13 protein-coding genes are annotated in these 15,965 nt (G+C 74.1%); 5 read left to right on the top strand and 8 right to left on the bottom strand.

Annotated elements, in window-relative coordinates:
• Positions 1 to 36: 36 nt before the first annotated feature.
• From ACIP4P_RS04435 to ACIP4P_RS04420, 4 genes are all read right to left on the bottom strand, one after another.
• Entirely contained in the window at positions 37 to 1,887 is a 1,851-nt protein-coding gene (locus ACIP4P_RS04435; RefSeq protein ID WP_400914668.1) for a Stealth CR1 domain-containing protein, read from the bottom strand.
• A 338-nt stretch (positions 1,888 to 2,225) separates the two neighbouring features.
• A complete protein-coding gene (locus ACIP4P_RS04430; RefSeq protein WP_400914666.1) occupies positions 2,226 to 2,795 on the bottom strand; it encodes a Uma2 family endonuclease in 570 nt (189 codons plus the stop codon).
• A 77-nt stretch (positions 2,796 to 2,872) separates the two neighbouring features.
• Complete coding sequence (locus ACIP4P_RS04425) at positions 2,873 to 4,156, bottom strand: MFS transporter (RefSeq protein ID WP_400914664.1); 1,284 nt, start codon at positions 4,154 to 4,156, stop codon at positions 2,873 to 2,875.
• 68 nt (positions 4,157 to 4,224) lie between these two features.
• Positions 4,225 to 4,869: a GntR family transcriptional regulator gene (locus ACIP4P_RS04420; protein ID WP_400914662.1), complete on the bottom strand. Its 645-nt coding sequence runs from the start codon at positions 4,867 to 4,869 to the stop codon at positions 4,225 to 4,227.
• A gap of 224 nt (positions 4,870 to 5,093) precedes the next feature.
• Here ACIP4P_RS04420 and lysA point away from each other — a divergent pair, with 224 nt between their 5' ends.
• Both lysA and ACIP4P_RS04410 read left to right on the top strand, forming a co-directional pair.
• Positions 5,094 to 6,431 carry a diaminopimelate decarboxylase gene (gene lysA / locus ACIP4P_RS04415; protein ID WP_400914661.1) on the top strand — a complete coding sequence of 446 codons (1,338 nt, stop codon included), beginning with the start codon at positions 5,094 to 5,096 and terminating at the stop codon, positions 6,429 to 6,431.
• A gap of 113 nt (positions 6,432 to 6,544) precedes the next feature.
• The gene (locus ACIP4P_RS04410) at positions 6,545 to 7,471 is read left to right on the top strand and encodes a LysR family transcriptional regulator (RefSeq protein ID WP_400914659.1); all 927 of its coding nucleotides are present in this window, start codon (positions 6,545 to 6,547) and stop codon (positions 7,469 to 7,471) included.
• Positions 7,472 to 7,499: 28 nt separating this feature from the next.
• Here the strand turns inward: ACIP4P_RS04410 and ACIP4P_RS04405 are convergent, their stop codons facing one another.
• Together ACIP4P_RS04405 and ACIP4P_RS04400 are read right to left on the bottom strand one after the other, a co-directional pair.
• Entirely contained in the window at positions 7,500 to 9,158 is a 1,659-nt protein-coding gene (locus tag ACIP4P_RS04405; RefSeq protein WP_400914657.1) for an amidohydrolase family protein, read from the bottom strand.
• 412 nt (positions 9,159 to 9,570) lie between these two features.
• Positions 9,571 to 10,608, bottom strand: coding sequence for an aldo/keto reductase (locus ACIP4P_RS04400; RefSeq protein ID WP_400915342.1), 1,038 nt, complete (start codon positions 10,606 to 10,608; stop codon positions 9,571 to 9,573).
• Positions 10,609 to 10,735: 127 nt separating this feature from the next.
• Between ACIP4P_RS04400 and ACIP4P_RS04395 the strand changes: the two genes are divergently transcribed.
• Both ACIP4P_RS04395 and ACIP4P_RS04390 read left to right on the top strand, forming a co-directional pair.
• Positions 10,736 to 11,356, top strand: coding sequence for a TetR/AcrR family transcriptional regulator (locus ACIP4P_RS04395; protein WP_400914656.1), 621 nt, complete (start codon positions 10,736 to 10,738; stop codon positions 11,354 to 11,356).
• A gap of 130 nt (positions 11,357 to 11,486) precedes the next feature.
• Positions 11,487 to 12,158, top strand: a complete 672-nt coding sequence (locus tag ACIP4P_RS04390) for a C39 family peptidase (RefSeq protein WP_400914654.1) — start codon at positions 11,487 to 11,489, stop codon at positions 12,156 to 12,158.
• Positions 12,159 to 12,176: 18 nt separating this feature from the next.
• Here the strand turns inward: ACIP4P_RS04390 and ACIP4P_RS04385 are convergent, their stop codons facing one another.
• Both ACIP4P_RS04385 and ACIP4P_RS04380 read right to left on the bottom strand, forming a co-directional pair.
• A complete protein-coding gene (locus tag ACIP4P_RS04385) occupies positions 12,177 to 13,238 on the bottom strand; it encodes a TerD family protein (protein ID WP_400914653.1) in 1,062 nt (353 codons plus the stop codon).
• Positions 13,239 to 13,350: 112 nt separating this feature from the next.
• Positions 13,351 to 14,562, bottom strand: a complete 1,212-nt coding sequence (locus ACIP4P_RS04380; RefSeq protein WP_400914652.1) for a cytochrome P450 — start codon at positions 14,560 to 14,562, stop codon at positions 13,351 to 13,353.
• A 69-nt stretch (positions 14,563 to 14,631) separates the two neighbouring features.
• Between ACIP4P_RS04380 and ACIP4P_RS04375 the strand changes: the two genes are divergently transcribed.
• A complete protein-coding gene (locus tag ACIP4P_RS04375) occupies positions 14,632 to 15,957 on the top strand; it encodes a pyroglutamyl peptidase (RefSeq protein WP_400914650.1) in 1,326 nt (441 codons plus the stop codon).
• The last annotated feature ends 8 nt before the right edge of the window (positions 15,958 to 15,965 follow it).

Below are 15,965 nucleotides of genomic sequence, written 5' to 3'. Positions count from 1 at the left end.
GCGCGGAGGACGAGCCGGTCACCGGGCCGGCCCCGCTCAGGCCTTCGCCTCGAACGGGGACGGGACCGGGAAGTAGGAGCGCAGGAACTCGGTGACGGCCGATTCCTGCGCCGGACCGGGGAGGAGCTCGCCGTCCGCGAGGCAGAAGCAGTCGGCCCAGCGCTCGTCCCGCAGTTCCGCCAGCCGGACCAGGTCCTCGGCGCTGTCGGTGGCGAAGTAGCCGTCCTGGACGTGCCCCTCCACGCAGCGGGCGGTGGCGTGGGCGTAGTGGACGGCCAGGGTGACCGGCGCGAGGTCGCCGGCAGACCGGAAGGTCGACCGGACCGTCCCGTGCAGCTCCGCCGCGAAGCGTTCCGCGCTCTCCGCCAGGATGCTGCGGCGCAGCGAGTGCGGGGCGTGCTTGAGGGTCCGGGGGTAGGTCTTGCCGACGGCGTCGGCCAGGGTGGCACGGGTGTTCTTCATCGCGGCGACGTAGACGTCGTCCTCGGGGCCCGGCAGGCCGGGCGGGATGATCCGGCTGTCGGGGAAGTAGCGCGGCAGGCCGTTGCCGAGGAAGAAGTCCTCGGGGGTGAGCGGGCGGCCGAGGAAGAAGTCGTCGTTCAGGTAGAGGAAGTGCTCGGCGAGGCCGGGGATCAGGTGCAGCCGGCTCTCGATGGCATGGGAGTTGAACACCGGGCCGACACCGGTGCCGGCGAACAGCTCGCGGTGCGGGACGACGGTCAGCCCGGGGTGGTCGGTGGCGAGCCACTGCGGCACCTGGTCGTCGGTGACCAGGTGGACGTGCCGGATCCAGGGCGCGTGGGCGGCCAACGAGCGCAGGCAGTACCGCAGTTCGTCACGGTTGCGGAAGCGCAGGTCGGCGTCGCCCTCCAGGCCGTCGGCCGTGCTGCCGTCCGTCTCCGTCGTGCCGGTGAGCCGCTCCCGGGCGGCGGCCCGGCGCTGCTGCCAGGCGGGGTCGGTGTCGTCGACCCAGGTGATCACGGCGTCGACCGGGAAGGTGACCCGGTCCGGCAGGTCGGCGGCGAAGACGTCGACCACCGGGTAGGACCGCCCGGCGACGGTCGTGGTGCCGGTCGCCGCCAGCGAGGGCACCCACCAGCCCAACGGGGTCTCGTCGATCGAGGCGACCGCGCCCGGCGAGGAGTCGGCCGCGTCCCAGAACTCGACGTCGCACCCCGTGTCGGGGCCGTACAGCAGGTCGCCGATCGCGGCGGGTCGGTAGATCCGCACGCCCTTGACCCGGTCCGGGGGCCAGACCGGACCGGTCTCGACCGGCGCCGGCTCCTGCTCCTGCTCCTGCTCCGGCTTCTCGGCGGCCGGGAGTTGCGCGGGCGCCGCCTCCAACAGCTCTACGGCGGTGGGCAGTTGCTCGGCCAGGACGGTGCCGAGCGTCCTGCCGTGCTCCAGCAGGTCGGCGTACACGGCCTGTCCGGCGAACGCGGCGGACAACGCGGCCAGCACCGCCGGCCGGTCGCCGGGGGCTGTCGCCAGCCGGTGCCGCGGCAGCCGGTCGGGCACCAGGCCGTGGTCGATCCCGGCCGCGCCGAGCGCCTCGGCCACCTCGGCGAGGTTGCTGTCCCGACGCTGCCCGGGCAGCAGCGCGCGGTGCGGCTCGGCCAGCAGACCGCCGCAGCGGGTCAACCCGGTGACGGTGGCGGCGAGCTCCGCCTCCCGGGCGGACCGCGCCAGCGCCAGCCGCTCGGCCACCGGCGGCGGTTCCTCCGCCCCGGCTTCCGCCCCGCCCTGCGCCGGAGCCTGCACCGGATCCGACGCCGGGTCCGACGCCGGAGCCCGTCCGGCGCCCTCGCCCGCGGAGGGCCAGTGCCGACGCGCCAGGGCGGCGAGCGGGCGCATCGCGGCGGCGAGACGGACCGGGCGGTCGGACACGGAAAACTCCAAGGGGGGGGCTGGTGGCCTTATCGCCACATTGGGCATAAGACCGAGTTTTTTACCTGGACATCCGATAGCGCCGGTTTCCTCCCCCACCGCTCAGCTGCGGCGGACGGGGCTCGTCGCGTTGCAGGGGATGGTATTCGACTTAGCTGGAAATTTACTGAGAGTATTCTCGGGAGTTACCTTTTTGTGCCTGTACCGATCAATTCCCTTGACCGCCTGCTGCTATGTCCCGTCCGACCACCGCGACCAGGCGCTCCCCCGCCGGCAGGACCGAAAACGGTTCCGCCCCGCCCGAAGCGCGGGCGGGGCGGAACCGGTCGCGCGGGCAGCTACAGGCGCGTGGTATCGAGGGCGAGGTCGAAGGGTGCCGGCAGGTGGACCGGCGCGCCGAACGGGTGCGGACCGCTCTCCTCGGCGTAGCCGAGGCGGGTCGGCTCGCTGTACAGCGTGCAGGTACGGTTCTGCCGGTCGATGAGCAGGTAGAGCGGGGCGCCGTACTGGCCGTACCGCCGGCGCTTGACGACCCGATCGGTCTCCGCGTTGGAAGGGGAGCTGACCTCGACGATCAGGAGGGTCTGATCGGGGAGCAGGGCACCCTCGGTCTTCGCGGCGAGGTCGGCGGGCACGACGGCCAGGTCCGGGATGTACCAGTTCTCGCTGCCGGGCAGGTCGAGGTTGCCGGAGCCGGACACCAGGCCGAGCTGGTCCAGGCGGGGGCCGAGCTGGCGGCGGACGATCTCGGCCGCGGCTTCGTGTGCCCAGGACGGCGACATGGGGGTGATGACTCCCTCGATGATCTCGGCGCGGTCGCCCGCGACGTGCCGGATCGCGTACTTGAGTGCCCGCTCCGGGTCGCTGACGGTGCCGTAGTCATCGGGGCTCTGGGATGCCGTGCTCACAACGCCTCTCCTTCCCGTCCCGCGATTCTGCCCCACGTCGTCCGGCCACCCTGCCGGATGACCGCTTTCGACACGTTCTAGCCGTCCTGGCTCTGCACCGTGACCGGATCTGCCGCCGACGCCCGCTGGCGGGAGGAGAGAGTGATCACGGCGAGGCTGATGAGGGCCAGGGCGGTGAGGGCCGAGAGCATCACGGTGTAGGAGGCCAGGGAGGAGAGGGCGGCGAGCAGCGCGGGCAGCAGGAAGCCGGAGTAGCAGAGGGCGTAGTAGACGCCCGTGAGGCCGGCCAGGTCGTCGGGGCCGACCAGGCGCTGGATCTCCAGCAGGCCGGAGACCACGCCGATGCCGTAGGCCGCGCCGAGCAGGACGGCGCCGCCGAGCCCGAGCAGGGGTGAGCGGACGGCGGCGTCGGCGGCGCAGACGGCCAGGCCGCAGGCCATCAGGACCATCGCGGCGATGATGCCGCGGGCGGAGGAGAGCGAGTCCAGGCGCTTCGCGAGCGGCTGGACCAGCGCGCCGGTGCCCAGGGTGAGGACGGTCAGCAGGGTCGCGTAGGCCAGTGACCAGTGGCCGAGCCGGTCGCCGACCAGCTGCGGGGTGACGGCGTACGCGACGCCCGCCGAACCGAACACCCAGGGGGCCATCGGCAGCACCACCCGCAGGAAGCGGCGGTGCCCGGCCGCCGGGACCTTGAGGTCCGCCCACAGGCTCCGCACCGCGTCGGTGCGGCGCCGGGTCTCCACCGCCCTCGGCAGCAGGAACAGCACGGGCACGGTGACCAGCAGATGGGCGAGGTAGGGGGTGACCATCGGCCACGGGCCCCACTGGGCGAGCACCCCGGCCACGCCCGCGCCGAGGCCGAAGCCGAGGGTCAGGGCGAGCGAGGCACGGCGGGCGCCCGCACCGGGGTCGGCGGCCGGGTCGTGCGGGGCCTGGGAGAGCTCCTTGACCCAGCTGGTACCGACCGCCATCGCGATGCCGACGGCTATGCCGGAGAGGAACCGCCCGGCGTAGATGGGGAGTTCACCGGCCGTACCGCCGCACAGCACCGCGCTGGCGGCGAGCGAGGCCACCACCGCGCCGGTCATCAGCGGGCGCCGGCCGTAGCGGTCCGAGGCCGCGCCGCCGACCAGCAGTCCGGGGACCAGCCCGAGGACGTACGCGCCCAGGAAGGCGTCGACGGTGACCTCGGAGTAGCCGCCGAGGTGGCGGTACATCAGCAGCAGCGGGGTGAACTGGTTGCCGCCCCAGCCGCAGCAGACCAGGGCGAGGGCCACCACCGGCCAGGAGCGGCGGCGGCCGGAGGGCCGGGCGGGGGTGACGGACAGGACGGGACCGGCGGACGACCGGGTGGTGCTCATGGTGGTGCTGCTCCTTGTCGGAATCGGTGGTCCCGGCGGTCCGTCGGGGCGGTGCGAGGAAGGGGACGTCAGCGGTGGGCGTCCAGGTGGGCGCGCAGCGCCTCGGCGAAGCCCTCCGGGTCCCGGGCCGCGATCCGCTCGACCAGGGCCGTGTGCTCGTCGACCAGCCCGGCCAGCCGTTCGGGTCGCGGCCGCAGCAGCTGGACGGTCATCCGGCGCTGGCGGTCGCGCAGCGTCTCGTAGAACCGTTCGGCGAGCGCGTTGCCGGCCGCGGTGACGATGCCCCGGTGGAAGGCCTCGTCGGCCTCGGCGAAGGCGCCGACGTCGGCCCGTCGGGCGGGCTCGCGCTGGAGGTCGATCAGCCCGGTCAACCCGCGCACCAGCTCGGCGAGTTCGGCGTCGCCGCGGCGGCCGATCCGGCGGGCCGCGGTGCTCTCCAGCGCCTCGCGCAGTTCCAGCACGTCCTCGGCCTCCCCGGGGCCGACCGGCACCACCACGGCGCCGCGCTTGGGGAAGAGCTGCAGCAGGCCCTCGGCCTGGAGCCGCAGGAACGCCTCCCGGACCGGGGTGCGGCTGAGCGCGGTGCGTTCGGCGATCTCGCCCTCGCTGATCAGCGTGCCGCCGGGCAGGCCGCCGCCGAGGATGAGGTCCTTGGTGAGCTCGTAGGCGCGGTCCGCGGCCGGGATCCGGGCGGGGGGCTGGGTGTCGGGCATGGAGTCACCGTAGCACCATGGATGCGAACATAGATGCAAGGATGGATCTATGAATGGATCCAACGATGGATTCATCGGCTGCGAACCAGGTCAGAGGCGGTACGGGCGATCCCGGAGCATCGACAGAGGTACCGCTCAGGCCCGGAAGAATGCGCTTTCTCGCCCCCTCCCCCAGGACGCAGGATGAGCAGCGCATCCGCCTGCTGGGACGAAAGAGGAAAGCCGTGTCCGCTGTGCCGCCCGTCGAACCGGGTCTGCTGCCGTTCACCGCCGAGATCCGGCCCGAGGGCCTGGCGGTCGGGGGCGTCCTGCTGGAGCAGCTCGCCCGCCAGCACGGCACCCCGCTCTTCGTCTACGACGAGGAGCACCTGCGCCGCCGCTGCCGGGAGGCGGTCGCCGCCTTCGGCCCGGGCAACGTCGCGTACGCCTCCAAGGCCTTCCTCTGCACGGCCATGGCCCGGCTCGCCGCCGAGGAGGGCCTGCTGCTGGACGTCGCCTCCGGCGGCGAACTGCGCACCGCGCTGTACGCCGGGGTGGAGCCGGACCGCATCGTGCTGCACGGCAACAACAAGGACGAGGCCGAGCTGCGCACCGCGATGACCGCCGGACTGCACCACATCGTGGTCGACAGCTTCGACGAGTTGGAGCGGATCGAGCGACTGCACCACGTCGAGGGCCTGCCCCCGGCCCGGATCCGGCTGCGGGTCGCCCCCGGCGTCGCGGCCGGCGCCCACGAGGCGATCCGGACCGGCGGCCACGACTCCAAGTTCGGCTTCGGCCTGGCCGACGGCGCCGCCGAGGCCGCCGTGCGCCGGGCCGAGGGCTCGTCGGCCGTCCGACTGGAGGGCGTGCACGCCCACGTCGGCTCCCAGGTGCTCGACCCGGCCGAACTCGCCGACGGGGCCGCCGCGGTGGCCCGCTTCGCGGTGGCAAGCGGGGTCGAGCGGCTGACCGTCGGCGGCGGCCTGGGCGTGGCGTACGTGAGCGGGCAGAGCGCCCCCTCCTTCGAGGTCTGGGCCGAGCGGGTGCACGCCGCGGTGCGCGGCGCGGGCTGGTCGGGCGAGGTCGGCGTCGAGCCGGGCCGCTCGATCGTCGCCCGGGCCGGACTGACCCTCTACCGGGTCGGCACCGTCAAGCGGATCCCGGACGTGCGCACCTACGTCAGCGTGGACGGCGGGATGAGCGACAACCTCCGCCCCGCGCTGTACGACGCCCGCTACGAGGCCTTCCTGCCGCGCTGCCCGGAGGCGTCCCGCCCGCTGCGCGCCCGGCTGGTCGGCAAGCACTGCGAGAGCGGCGACGTGATCATCGACGACGCCGCCCTCCCCGAGGACCTGCGGGTCGGGGACCTGCTGGCCACCCCGGTCACCGGCGCCTACGGCTACGCGATGGCGTCCAACTACAACAAGCTGCCGAAGCCCGCGGTGGTCTTCGTCCGCGACGGCCGGGCCCGGCTGGTGGTGCGCCGGGAGACCGAGTACGACCTGCTGCGCCTGGACGTGGCCGGGGAGGGACCGGCGCGGTCGGCTCCGGAGCTGGTGGGCGCGCACCAGGGCGCCTGACCGGAAGACCGGAAGCGGACCGGAGCGGACCGGAGCGGCGCCCGCGCCGCCGTGAAGCGGACCGGAAGAAGCCCGGAAGAGCCTGGAGAAGCCCGGAAGCCTACCCTGGGTCGATGCTGAACAGTGCCCGACTGCTCGTCCTGCTGGAGATCGCCCGCCGCGGCACCATCGTGGCCGCGGCGCAGGCGCTGCACCTGAGCCCCTCCGCCGTGTCACACCAACTCGCCAGACTGGAGCAGGAGTTGGGCGTGGCACTGGTGGAGCGGGGGCCGCAGTCGCTGCGGCTGACGCCGGCCGGCCACCGGCTGGCCGAGCACGCCCAGGCGATCACCGACCTGATGGCCGTCGCCGAGGACGACCTGCGGGAGCACTCGGCGGCGGCCGCCGGACTGCTCCGGATCGGCTTCTTCGTCTCGGCCGGGCTGGAACTGCTGCCCCGGGCACTGTCCGCGTTCGCGGCCGGGCATCCGCAGGTGGAACTGGAACTGGTGATGGGCCAGCCGCACGAGGCGATGCCCGATCTGGAGGCCGGCCGGCTGGACGCGGCGGTGGTCTTCGAGCACCCGCTGGACCCGTGGTGCCGCCGGGCGGCGGTGGAGGTGCGGATGTTCTTCGAGGAGCCGCAGCTGATCGTGCTGCCGCCACGGCACCGGCTCGGCCGACGCCCGGTGGTCCGGCTGGCCGAGCTGGCGGACGAGAACTGGATCGGCACCCACGGCGGCGGCAGCGGCGAACCGGTGCTCGAACGGGCCTGCGCCGCCGAGGGGTTCCGCCCCCGGGTGCGCTGCCGCAGCGACCACTACCAGGTCACCGTCAACCTGGCCCGGGCCGGAATGGGCGTCGCGCTGATCCCGGCGCTCGGCCTGGCGGACTGCACCGGCGTCCAGGTCTGCCGACTGGAGCACCCGCAGCTGCACCGCCGCGTCGGGGTGGCCACCCGGGCCACCAACCGCAACCCGGTGCTGCGCGCCTTCCTCGCCGAACTCTCCGCCGCCGCACGGGACATCGGCTCCGCGCTGGAGCAGCGCTGGGCGACCTGACCCGGCGGCCGCGGGACCGGCCCGGGAATCACCGCACCCGCAGCACCTCGCCCGCCCGTACCGCTGTCGGCCGCCCCTCGCGGACCGCCACGCGGCCGGCCACCACCACCGTCTCCACCCCCTCCGGCGGCAGCAGCGGCCGGTCGAAGGTCGCCCGGTCCAGTACGGTCGCCGGGTCCAGCACCACCAGGTCCGCCACCGCACCGTCGCGCACCACCCCGCGCCCGGCCAGCCGGAACCGCCCGGCCGGCAGCCCGGTCATCTTGTGCACCGCGAGCTCCAGCGACAGCAGCCCCTGCCCGCGCCCGTACCGGCCGAGCACCCGGGCGAAGCTGCCCGCCCAGCGCGGGTGCGGGCGACCGGGCTTGGGCACCCCGTCCGAGCCGATCATCGACAGCGGGCTGGCCAGCACCCGGCGTACGTCGTCCTCGCGCATCGAGTGGCTGATGATGGTCACCTCGCCGCGCCCCTCCCGCAGCAACTCGCAGACGTAGTCCACCGGGTCGGTGCCGCGCTCGGCCGCCAGGTCGGCGATCCGACGGCCTTCGGCGGACCGCCGCGCCGGGGCGGCGGCGACCGAGATCAGGTCCCAGCCGCCGTTGCCCACGGTGTTCTCCCAGCCCTCCAGGCCGTTGGCGATGTCCGCCCTGATCCGCTCGCGGACCTCGGCCTCGTCCAGCCTCGCCAGCAGGGCGGCGGGCCCGCCCTCGCTCACCCACGGCGGCAGCATCGCGTGCAGCACGGTGCTGCCCGCGGTGTACGGGTAGACGTCGCACAGCACGTCCACGCCCTCGGCCCGGGCCCGTTCCAGCCGCGGCAGGGTGCGCAGGGTGGCGCCCCAGGCGTGCCGCCCGGCCGTCTTGTGGTGGGAGACCTGCAGCGCGGCGCCGGAGCGTGCCGCGATCTCCAGCGCCTCCTCCAACGCCTTCTCCACCTGGGACATCTCGTCCCGCAGGTGGGTCACGTACGGCTTGCGGTGCCGCGCGGCGACCCTCGCCAGCGCGACGAGCTCCTCGGTGTCGGCGTAACCGCCGGGCGGATAGATCAGACCGGTGGAGAACCCGGCCGCGCCCTGGGCGAGCGAACGGTCCAGCAGCTCGCACATCGCCGCCAGTTCCCCGTGCCGGGGCGGCCGGTCCTCGAAGCCCATCACCCCGGCCCGCAGGGTGCCGTGCCCGACCAGCGAGGCGAGGTGGTTGCGCCGCAGCTCGGGCCGCTGACCGGCGGCGAAGGCGTCGAAGTCCGCGGCCGGACGCACCGGACCGAGGCCGAAGGTGAGCCGCAGGTGCTCGGCCAGCCCGGGCAGCCGGCCGGGCAGCCCGGGGAACAGGCTGCTGCCGCAGTTGCCGCCGATCTCGGTGGTGACGCCCTGGAGCAGCGGGGCCAGCCGCAGTTCCTCGACGGCGCCGTCCCCGGCACGGTCCCCGGCGCCGTGCTCCTCGCCGTCGAGGGCGGTTGCGGCGGCCAGGGCGTCGGAGTGGGTGTGGACGTCGATGAAGCCCGGGGTGACGACCCGCCCGGTGACGTCCAGCACCTCGGCCGCGTCCGCCGTGGCACCCGGCGGCAGGACGGTCACCCGCCGGCCGACCACCGCCACGTCGGCCCGCCGGGCGACGGCTCCGGTGCCGTCCACCAGGGTGCCGCCGCGCAGCAGCAGGTCGATCGGGCCGGACGGCGGGCGGTGCATCGGTGACTCCTCGACGACGTGACGGCCTGACGACTTGACGACCCGATGACCCGACGACTCGACGGGCTCCTCGGGCGGGAACGGTGCGCCGATGCTGGCAGGCGACGGCGGGGAACGGAAGACGCTGCAGTCTTTTGCCGTCTCAGCAACCACTTCGGTACCGCTGGCACGGGAAGGCCCCCGCGCCCCGAACAGTCGGGACGCAGGGGCCGTTCGCCTCGCGGGCTCGGATCAGCCGGTGCTGCCGCGGCGGCGGCATGGTGCCGCCGTCACCGGCGCCGCCCGTCCCGCCGGTCCCGCCACGGCCTGGCCTTCAACCCCTCGGCCGAACTCCACAACCTGGTCCGCTTCGGCGACGGCTACCACCTCCGCAACGTCGTACCCGCCGCCCGAACGTAGGCGCCCTCCCGGGTCAGCCGGCCAGTGGCGGGTTGAGCCGGGCGAAGGCCTCCTGGCGGCGGTAGGGGAAGTACGGGTACGGCGCCGTCCGCGCGCTCGCCGCGTCCAGGCGGGCGATCTGGTCGGGGGTCAGGGTCCAGCCCACCGCGCCGAGGTTCTGGCGGAGTTGCTCCTCGTTGCGGGCGCCGATGATGACGGAGGAGACGGTCGGGCGGCGCAGCAGCCAGTTGATGGCGATCTGGGGTACCGTGCGGCCGGTTTCGGCGGCGACCTCGTCGAGGGCGTCGACCACGCGGTAGAGCTGGTCGTCCTCGACGGGCGGACCATAGTCGGCCGTGTCGTGCAGGCGACTGCCTGCCGGGAGGGGCCGGCCGCGGCGGATCCGGCCGGTGAGGCGGCCCCAGCCGAGGGGGCTCCAGACCAGGGCGCCGACGCCCTCCTCCGCCGCGAGGGGCATCAGTTCCCACTCGTAGTCGCGGCCGACCAGGGAGTAGTAGACCTGGTGGGCGGCGTAGCGGGGGCGACCGTGGCGGTCGGCGAGGGCGAGGGACTTCATCAGCTGCCAGCCGGAGAAGTTGGAGACGCCGGTGTAGCGGATCTTGCCCGCGCGGACGAGGTCCTCCAGGGTGGCCAGCACCTCCTCGATCGGGGTGGCGGCGTCGTAGGCGTGCAGCTGGAAGAGGTCGAGGTAGTCGGTGTCGAGGCGGCGCAGCGCGTCGTCGACGGAGCGGATCAGCCGGGCGCGGGAGGTGCCGGCCTGCTGGGGGCCGTCGCCGACGGGCAGTCCGGCCTTGGTGGAGATCAGCACCTGGTCGCGGCGGCCGCGGACGGCCTGGCCGAGGACCTCCTCGGAGGCGCCGTCGGAGTAGACGTCGGCGGTGTCGAAGAGGGTGACGCCGGCGTCGATGGCGATGTCGAGGAGGCGGCGGGCCTCCTGAACGTCGGTGGTGCCCCAGGCGCCGAAGAGCGGGCCCCGGCCGCCGAAGGTGCCGGTGCCGAGGCTGAGGGCAGGGACCTTGAGGCCGGAGGCGCCGAGCCGGCGGTATTCCATGCCGGTGGATTCCGTGGTCGTGGACATGAGAGTGCTCCCCTCGGAGCCCCTAATGGGACTCCTGTTCCGTTAGGATGGCACCGAAGCTAACAGACTCCACCCAGCTAATGGAACAGGAATCCCGTTAATGGTCGACGAGCCCACCCCGCCCGGCACCGTCCGCCCCGGCGGCCGCACCGCCCGGGTCCGCGCCGCCGTGCTGCGGGCCGCCGAGGACGCCCTGGTCGAGCACGGCTTCGGCGGCCTCGACCTCGGCGACCTCGCCCAGCGGGCCGAGGTCGGCCGCACCACCGTCTACCGCCGCTGGGGCGGCACCGGCGCCCTGGTCGCGGACCTGCTCGCCGACATGGCCGAGCAGTCGCTGCCGCGCTCCCGCAGCGGCTCACTCGCCGAGGACCTGCGGGCCAACGCCCGCCTGGTCCAGCGCACCCTGGCCGACCCCCGGCAGGGCGCGCTGTTCCGCGCCGTCATCGTCGCGGCCAACGGCGACCCGGGGACGGCCGAGGCGCTGCGGCTCTTCTACCGGCGCCGGGTCGAGGAGTGGGCGCCGTGCGTCACCGAGGCCGTCGAGCGCGGCGAACTCCCGCCGGACACCGACCCGTTCGAGGTGATCCGGGCGGTCTCGGCGCCGCTCTACTACCGGATGCTGACCACTGCCGAGCCGCTCGACGAACCCGCCGCCGACCGCGCGGCCGCGGCTGCCGAGGCGGCCGCCCGGGCGGGGGCGTATCGGCGGCCGGAGGGGTGAGCGCACACACGGCGGCGACGGCCGCCGACCACGGGTCAGGGCCTGATTGCGTACGCTCCGTCACCTGATCGGGGCTCAGCGGCTGCGGAGCGCAACCGGCCTTCGTAGCGTCATGGTCATGATGATGACCTTGAGAACATCACTGATCGCCGTCCTGACCACCGCGACCCTGGCCGCCGGCCCCGGCTACGCGCCGCCCGCGTCAGCGTCCGAGGCGTCGGCCGTCAGCGTCCCGTACTACCACCAGCAGCTCGCCAACGACTGCGAGGCCGCCGCCCTGCGCATGATCCTCGCCGCCCGGGGCACCAAGGCGGACGACCAGCTGATCCTGGACGAGATCGGCGTCGACCGGGTGCACTACGAGTTCGGGCACTCCGGCCCGCTGTCCGGCGACCCCTACGTGGCCTTCGTCGGCGACCCGGACGGCTCGGAGGTGGACGGGACCGGCTACGGCGTCTACTACCCGCCGGTGGCCAAGGCCGCCCGTACCTTCGGCCTCACCGTGCTCCACGACCGCGAGGAAATCTCCCTCCAGACGCTGAAGAACGAGCTGGCGGCCGGCCACCCGGCGATCGCCTGGGTGGACTACCTGTGGCGACACCTCCCCAACACCCCCTACACGGCGTACGACGGGCGGAGCGTGCTGTACGCGGGGCCCGCCGAACACACCGTCGTGGTCACCGGGTTCAGCGGCGGCAAGGTGTCGCTCAACGACCCCGCGCGGGGCCGCACGACGGTCTCCGAGGAGGAGTTCGCCGACGGCTACGCCACCTACAAGCACATGGCCGTGGTCATCAGCTGAACCCGCCGGATCGACGACTCAGAAGAAGGAGTCGTCGTCGTCCTCGTAGTAGTTGTTGACGACCACCTGCGGCTCGTCGTCGCTCAGCGCCTCGTTGAGCAGCATGCCGCCGACCAGGCCGGCCGCGCCGGCGCCGATCATCGCCCCGGTGCCGAAGCGGCGGCCGCCCTGCTCCTGCTGGTGCTGGGCGGGCACCTGCGGCGGGACCTGCTGGGGGTAGCCCTGCTGCGGATAGCCCTGCTGGGGGTAGCCGGCCTGCGCCGGGGTGTAGAACGGCGGGACGGTGGTCTGCACCCGCTGGGCGCAGGCGGCGCAGGTCTCGACCTGGCGGGGCACGCCCCATTGGGGCTGCCACAGCACCACGGCCGAACCGACGCCGTGGGTGGGGTCGAAGAAGCAGGTCACGGGTGAACTCCCTGTTGCTGGCTGGGTCTTCGGTACAGCAGGAACAGCAGGAACAGCGGGAAGGACGGCGGGGACGGGCGGGGCGACGGTCGGCGCCGGGGCGGCGGCCGGCGCGGGCTGCAGGACGTCGACGCCGAAGTCGGCGGCGATGCCCGCGAGCCCCGAGGCGTAGCCCTGTCCGACGGCGCGGAACTTCCAGTCCGCGCCGTGCCGGTAGAGCTCGCCGAACACCATGGCCGTCTCGCTGCCGGCCTCCGGTGCCACGTCGTAGCGGGCCACCTCGGCGCCGCTGTCCGCGTCGGTGAGCCGGACGTACGCGCCGCGCACCTGCCCGAAGGTCTGCCGACGCTGCGCCGCGTCGTAGATCGCCACCGCGAAGACGACCTTCTGCACGTCGGCCGAGACCCCGTCGAGCCGGATCTCGATCCGCTCCCGGTCCTGGCCGGCGCCCTCACCACCGAGGTGACGGACGGCGCCGTCCGGGCTCTGCAGGTTGTTGAAGAAGACGAAGTGCTGGTCCGTGGGGACCTTCCCGGACGCGCCGCAGAGCAGCGCGCTGGCATCCAGGTCGTACCCGGCGCCGACCGTCCAGCCGAGGCACACCCGGACGGACCGCACACCGGGCGCCTGCCGGTTCAGGGAGACGTTGCCACCCTTCGTCAGGGCCACGCTCATCGGGTTTCCTCCACCGTCGTCCGCATCACGCTGCACCTCACTACGACTTGCTGTTCGACCACGACAACGCTGTAGAGCTCGCGCCGGTTCCCTCCCGTCCGGTGTTGTTCGGTCAGAACCGGACGGGGAGTTCCAGCAGGCCACGGGCCCGCATGGTGGGCCGGTGGCGCAGCCGCTCGACCGGGACGTCCAGGGCCAGGTCGGGGAAGCGGCGCAGCAGGGCGGTGATCGCGAGCGCCGTCTCCATCCGGGCCAGCGGGGCGCCCAGGCAGTAGTGGATGCCGTGGCCGAGCGCGAGGTGGCCGTTCTCCCGGCGGCGCAGGTCGAGCCGGTCGGGGTCGGTGAACTGGTCGGGGTCGCGGTTGGCGGAGGCGAGCGCGAGCAGCACCGTCTCCCCGGCCGGGACGGTGACGCCGCCGATGGTGACGGGCTCGCGCGGGAAGCGCCGGATGGCGAGCGGGGCCGGGCCGTCGAAGCGGGCGAACTCCTCGACGGCGCCCTCGATCAGCTCCGGTTCGGCGCGCAGGGCGGCGAGCTGTTCGGGGTGGGTGAGCAGGGCGAGGACGGCGTTGGCGATCAGGTGGACGGTGTTCTCGTAGCCGGCGAAGAGGATCAGGAAGGCCAGCGAGGTGAGTTCGTCCTCGCTGAGCCGGTCACCGGTGCCCTCGGACCCGAGGTCGCCCTCCTCGTCCCGGGCGGCGATCAGGTCGGAGAGCAGGTCGTCGGCCGGTTCGGCGCGCTTGCGCGCGATCAGGCCGGTGAAGAAGCCGAGCATCGCCTTGACGGCGTCGCGGGCCTGCTCGGGGCGGGCCGGGTCCGGGGTGATCAGGGTGTCGGTCCAGGCCCGGAAGTCCAGCCGGTCCTCCTCGGGGACGCCGAGCAGGTCGCAGATGACGGTGATCGGCAGCGGGGCGGCGTAGCTCGCCAGCAGGTCGGCGCGGCCCGAGGGTTCGACGGCGTCGAGGAGTTGCTCGGCGACCCGCTCGATCGGTGCGCGCAGGGCGGCGACCCGGCGCGGGGTGAAGGCCCGGGCGACCAGGCGGCGGATCCGGGTGTGGTCCGGCGGGTCCATGTTGAGCAGGTTGGCGTCCAGCGCGGGCGGCAGCGCGAAGCCCCGGTAGTTGCCGGGAGCGGCGTGCGTCCGGTCGAGGGCCAGCCGGGGGTCGGCGAGCGCCTGGCGGACGTCCGGGTAGCGGGTGACCAGCCAGACGGGCAGCCCGTCCGGGCCGACGACCCGGTGGACGGGCGCCTCGGCGCGCAGGGCGTCGTAGGCGCCGTACGGGTCGGTGATCAGGGACTTCACGGTCGGATCGAGGGGTGTCACCCGCTCAGCCTACGGGTACGGGACAGGCGCTCTGGCGGGGCGTCAGCCCGCCGCCTATCGTCGGTGGGCATGACAAATACACCCCGCACCGCGAGCCGGATCGCCCGCCGCACGGCCAGACGCGCCACCGCCGTGGCCGCCTCCCTCGCCGCCCTGCTCACCCCCGCCGCCGCCACCGCCGCGACCACCGCCCAGGCCGCACCCGCCGGTTGCCGGACGGTCACCACCGCTCCCCTGGACGCCGAACAGTCCCGGCTGCGGGACCCCCGCACCGCCGTCTTCACCGAGCGTTCCGGCCTCGCCGACGTCCTCCACGGCTTCCCCGCCGCCCTGTGCTCGGCCCGCACCGCCCACCGCGCCCGCCACGTCGTGGACGCCTGGGGCCGGGCCCTCTGGCAGGCCGGCCTCGACCGCGCCCAGGGCCGTCGGCCCGGCGGCGAGCTGCCCGCCCTCGACGACCGGCCGCTGTACTGGGCCCGACTCGCCATGACCGTCCAACTCGCCCAGTGGCAGCCCCGGTTCGACGTCGACCACACCGCCCTGCGGGCCCGCTTCGAGGACGCCTCGCGCGGTCTGGAGGACGGTTTCAGCGATCCCCGGAACACCGGCTCCGACGGCGACGACGTCCGGCGGATCTTCGTCAGCGGCTTCGACCCGTACGGCCTGGACACCGAGCCCCGCCGCGCCAACCCCGCCGGCGCGGCCGTGCTGCAGCTGCACGGACGGCGGATCACCCTCGCCGACGGCAGCACCGCCGAGGTGCGGGCCGTCGTGCTGCCGGTGCGCTACGGCGACTTCGACCACGGGATCATCGAGCGCGCCTTCGGCCCCCACCTGGAGCCCGGCGGCCCACAGTCCGCCCACCTGGTCACCAGCATCAGCCAGGGCTACCCCGGCAAGTTCACCCTGGAGGCCTGGGCCGGGCGGGCCCGCTCCGCCGACCCGGCCACCGACAACGTCGGCGCGCTCTCCGGCGGCACCAGCGCCCACCCGGTCGACGCCCCGGGCCTCGCCGAGGGACCGCAGTTCATCCGCACCACCCTGCCCACCGACGCCATGACGGCCGTCCAACAGCCCTACCCCGTCCTCCTCAACACGCCCGTCACCGAGATCCCGGCGGGCGCCACCGCCCCCGTGGTCCGCCAGGACGGGCCCACCCCCGGCTCCCGCGCGGTGGCCGGCGGCGGCGGGGGCTACCTCTCCAACGAGGTCGCCTACCGCTCCAACCGGCTGCGCCTGGACCTCAACCCGGACCTGCCCGGCGGCCACCTCCACACCCCGGTCCTCACCGGACTGCCGGACCGGCAGGACCAGGTCACCTCACCGGAGTTCGAGCACAACGAGGCCGCGATCGCCGACCAGGTCCGCGCGATCCTCGGCCACGCCCGGTTCTGAGCAGCGCC

This window comes from Kitasatospora sp. NPDC089509 (assembly GCF_044749365.1).
GTDB lineage: Bacteria > Actinomycetota > Actinomycetes > Streptomycetales > Streptomycetaceae > Kitasatospora.
The sequence above is the reverse complement of the archived record's forward strand: the minus strand, read 5'-3'. Positions and strand labels throughout refer to the sequence as shown.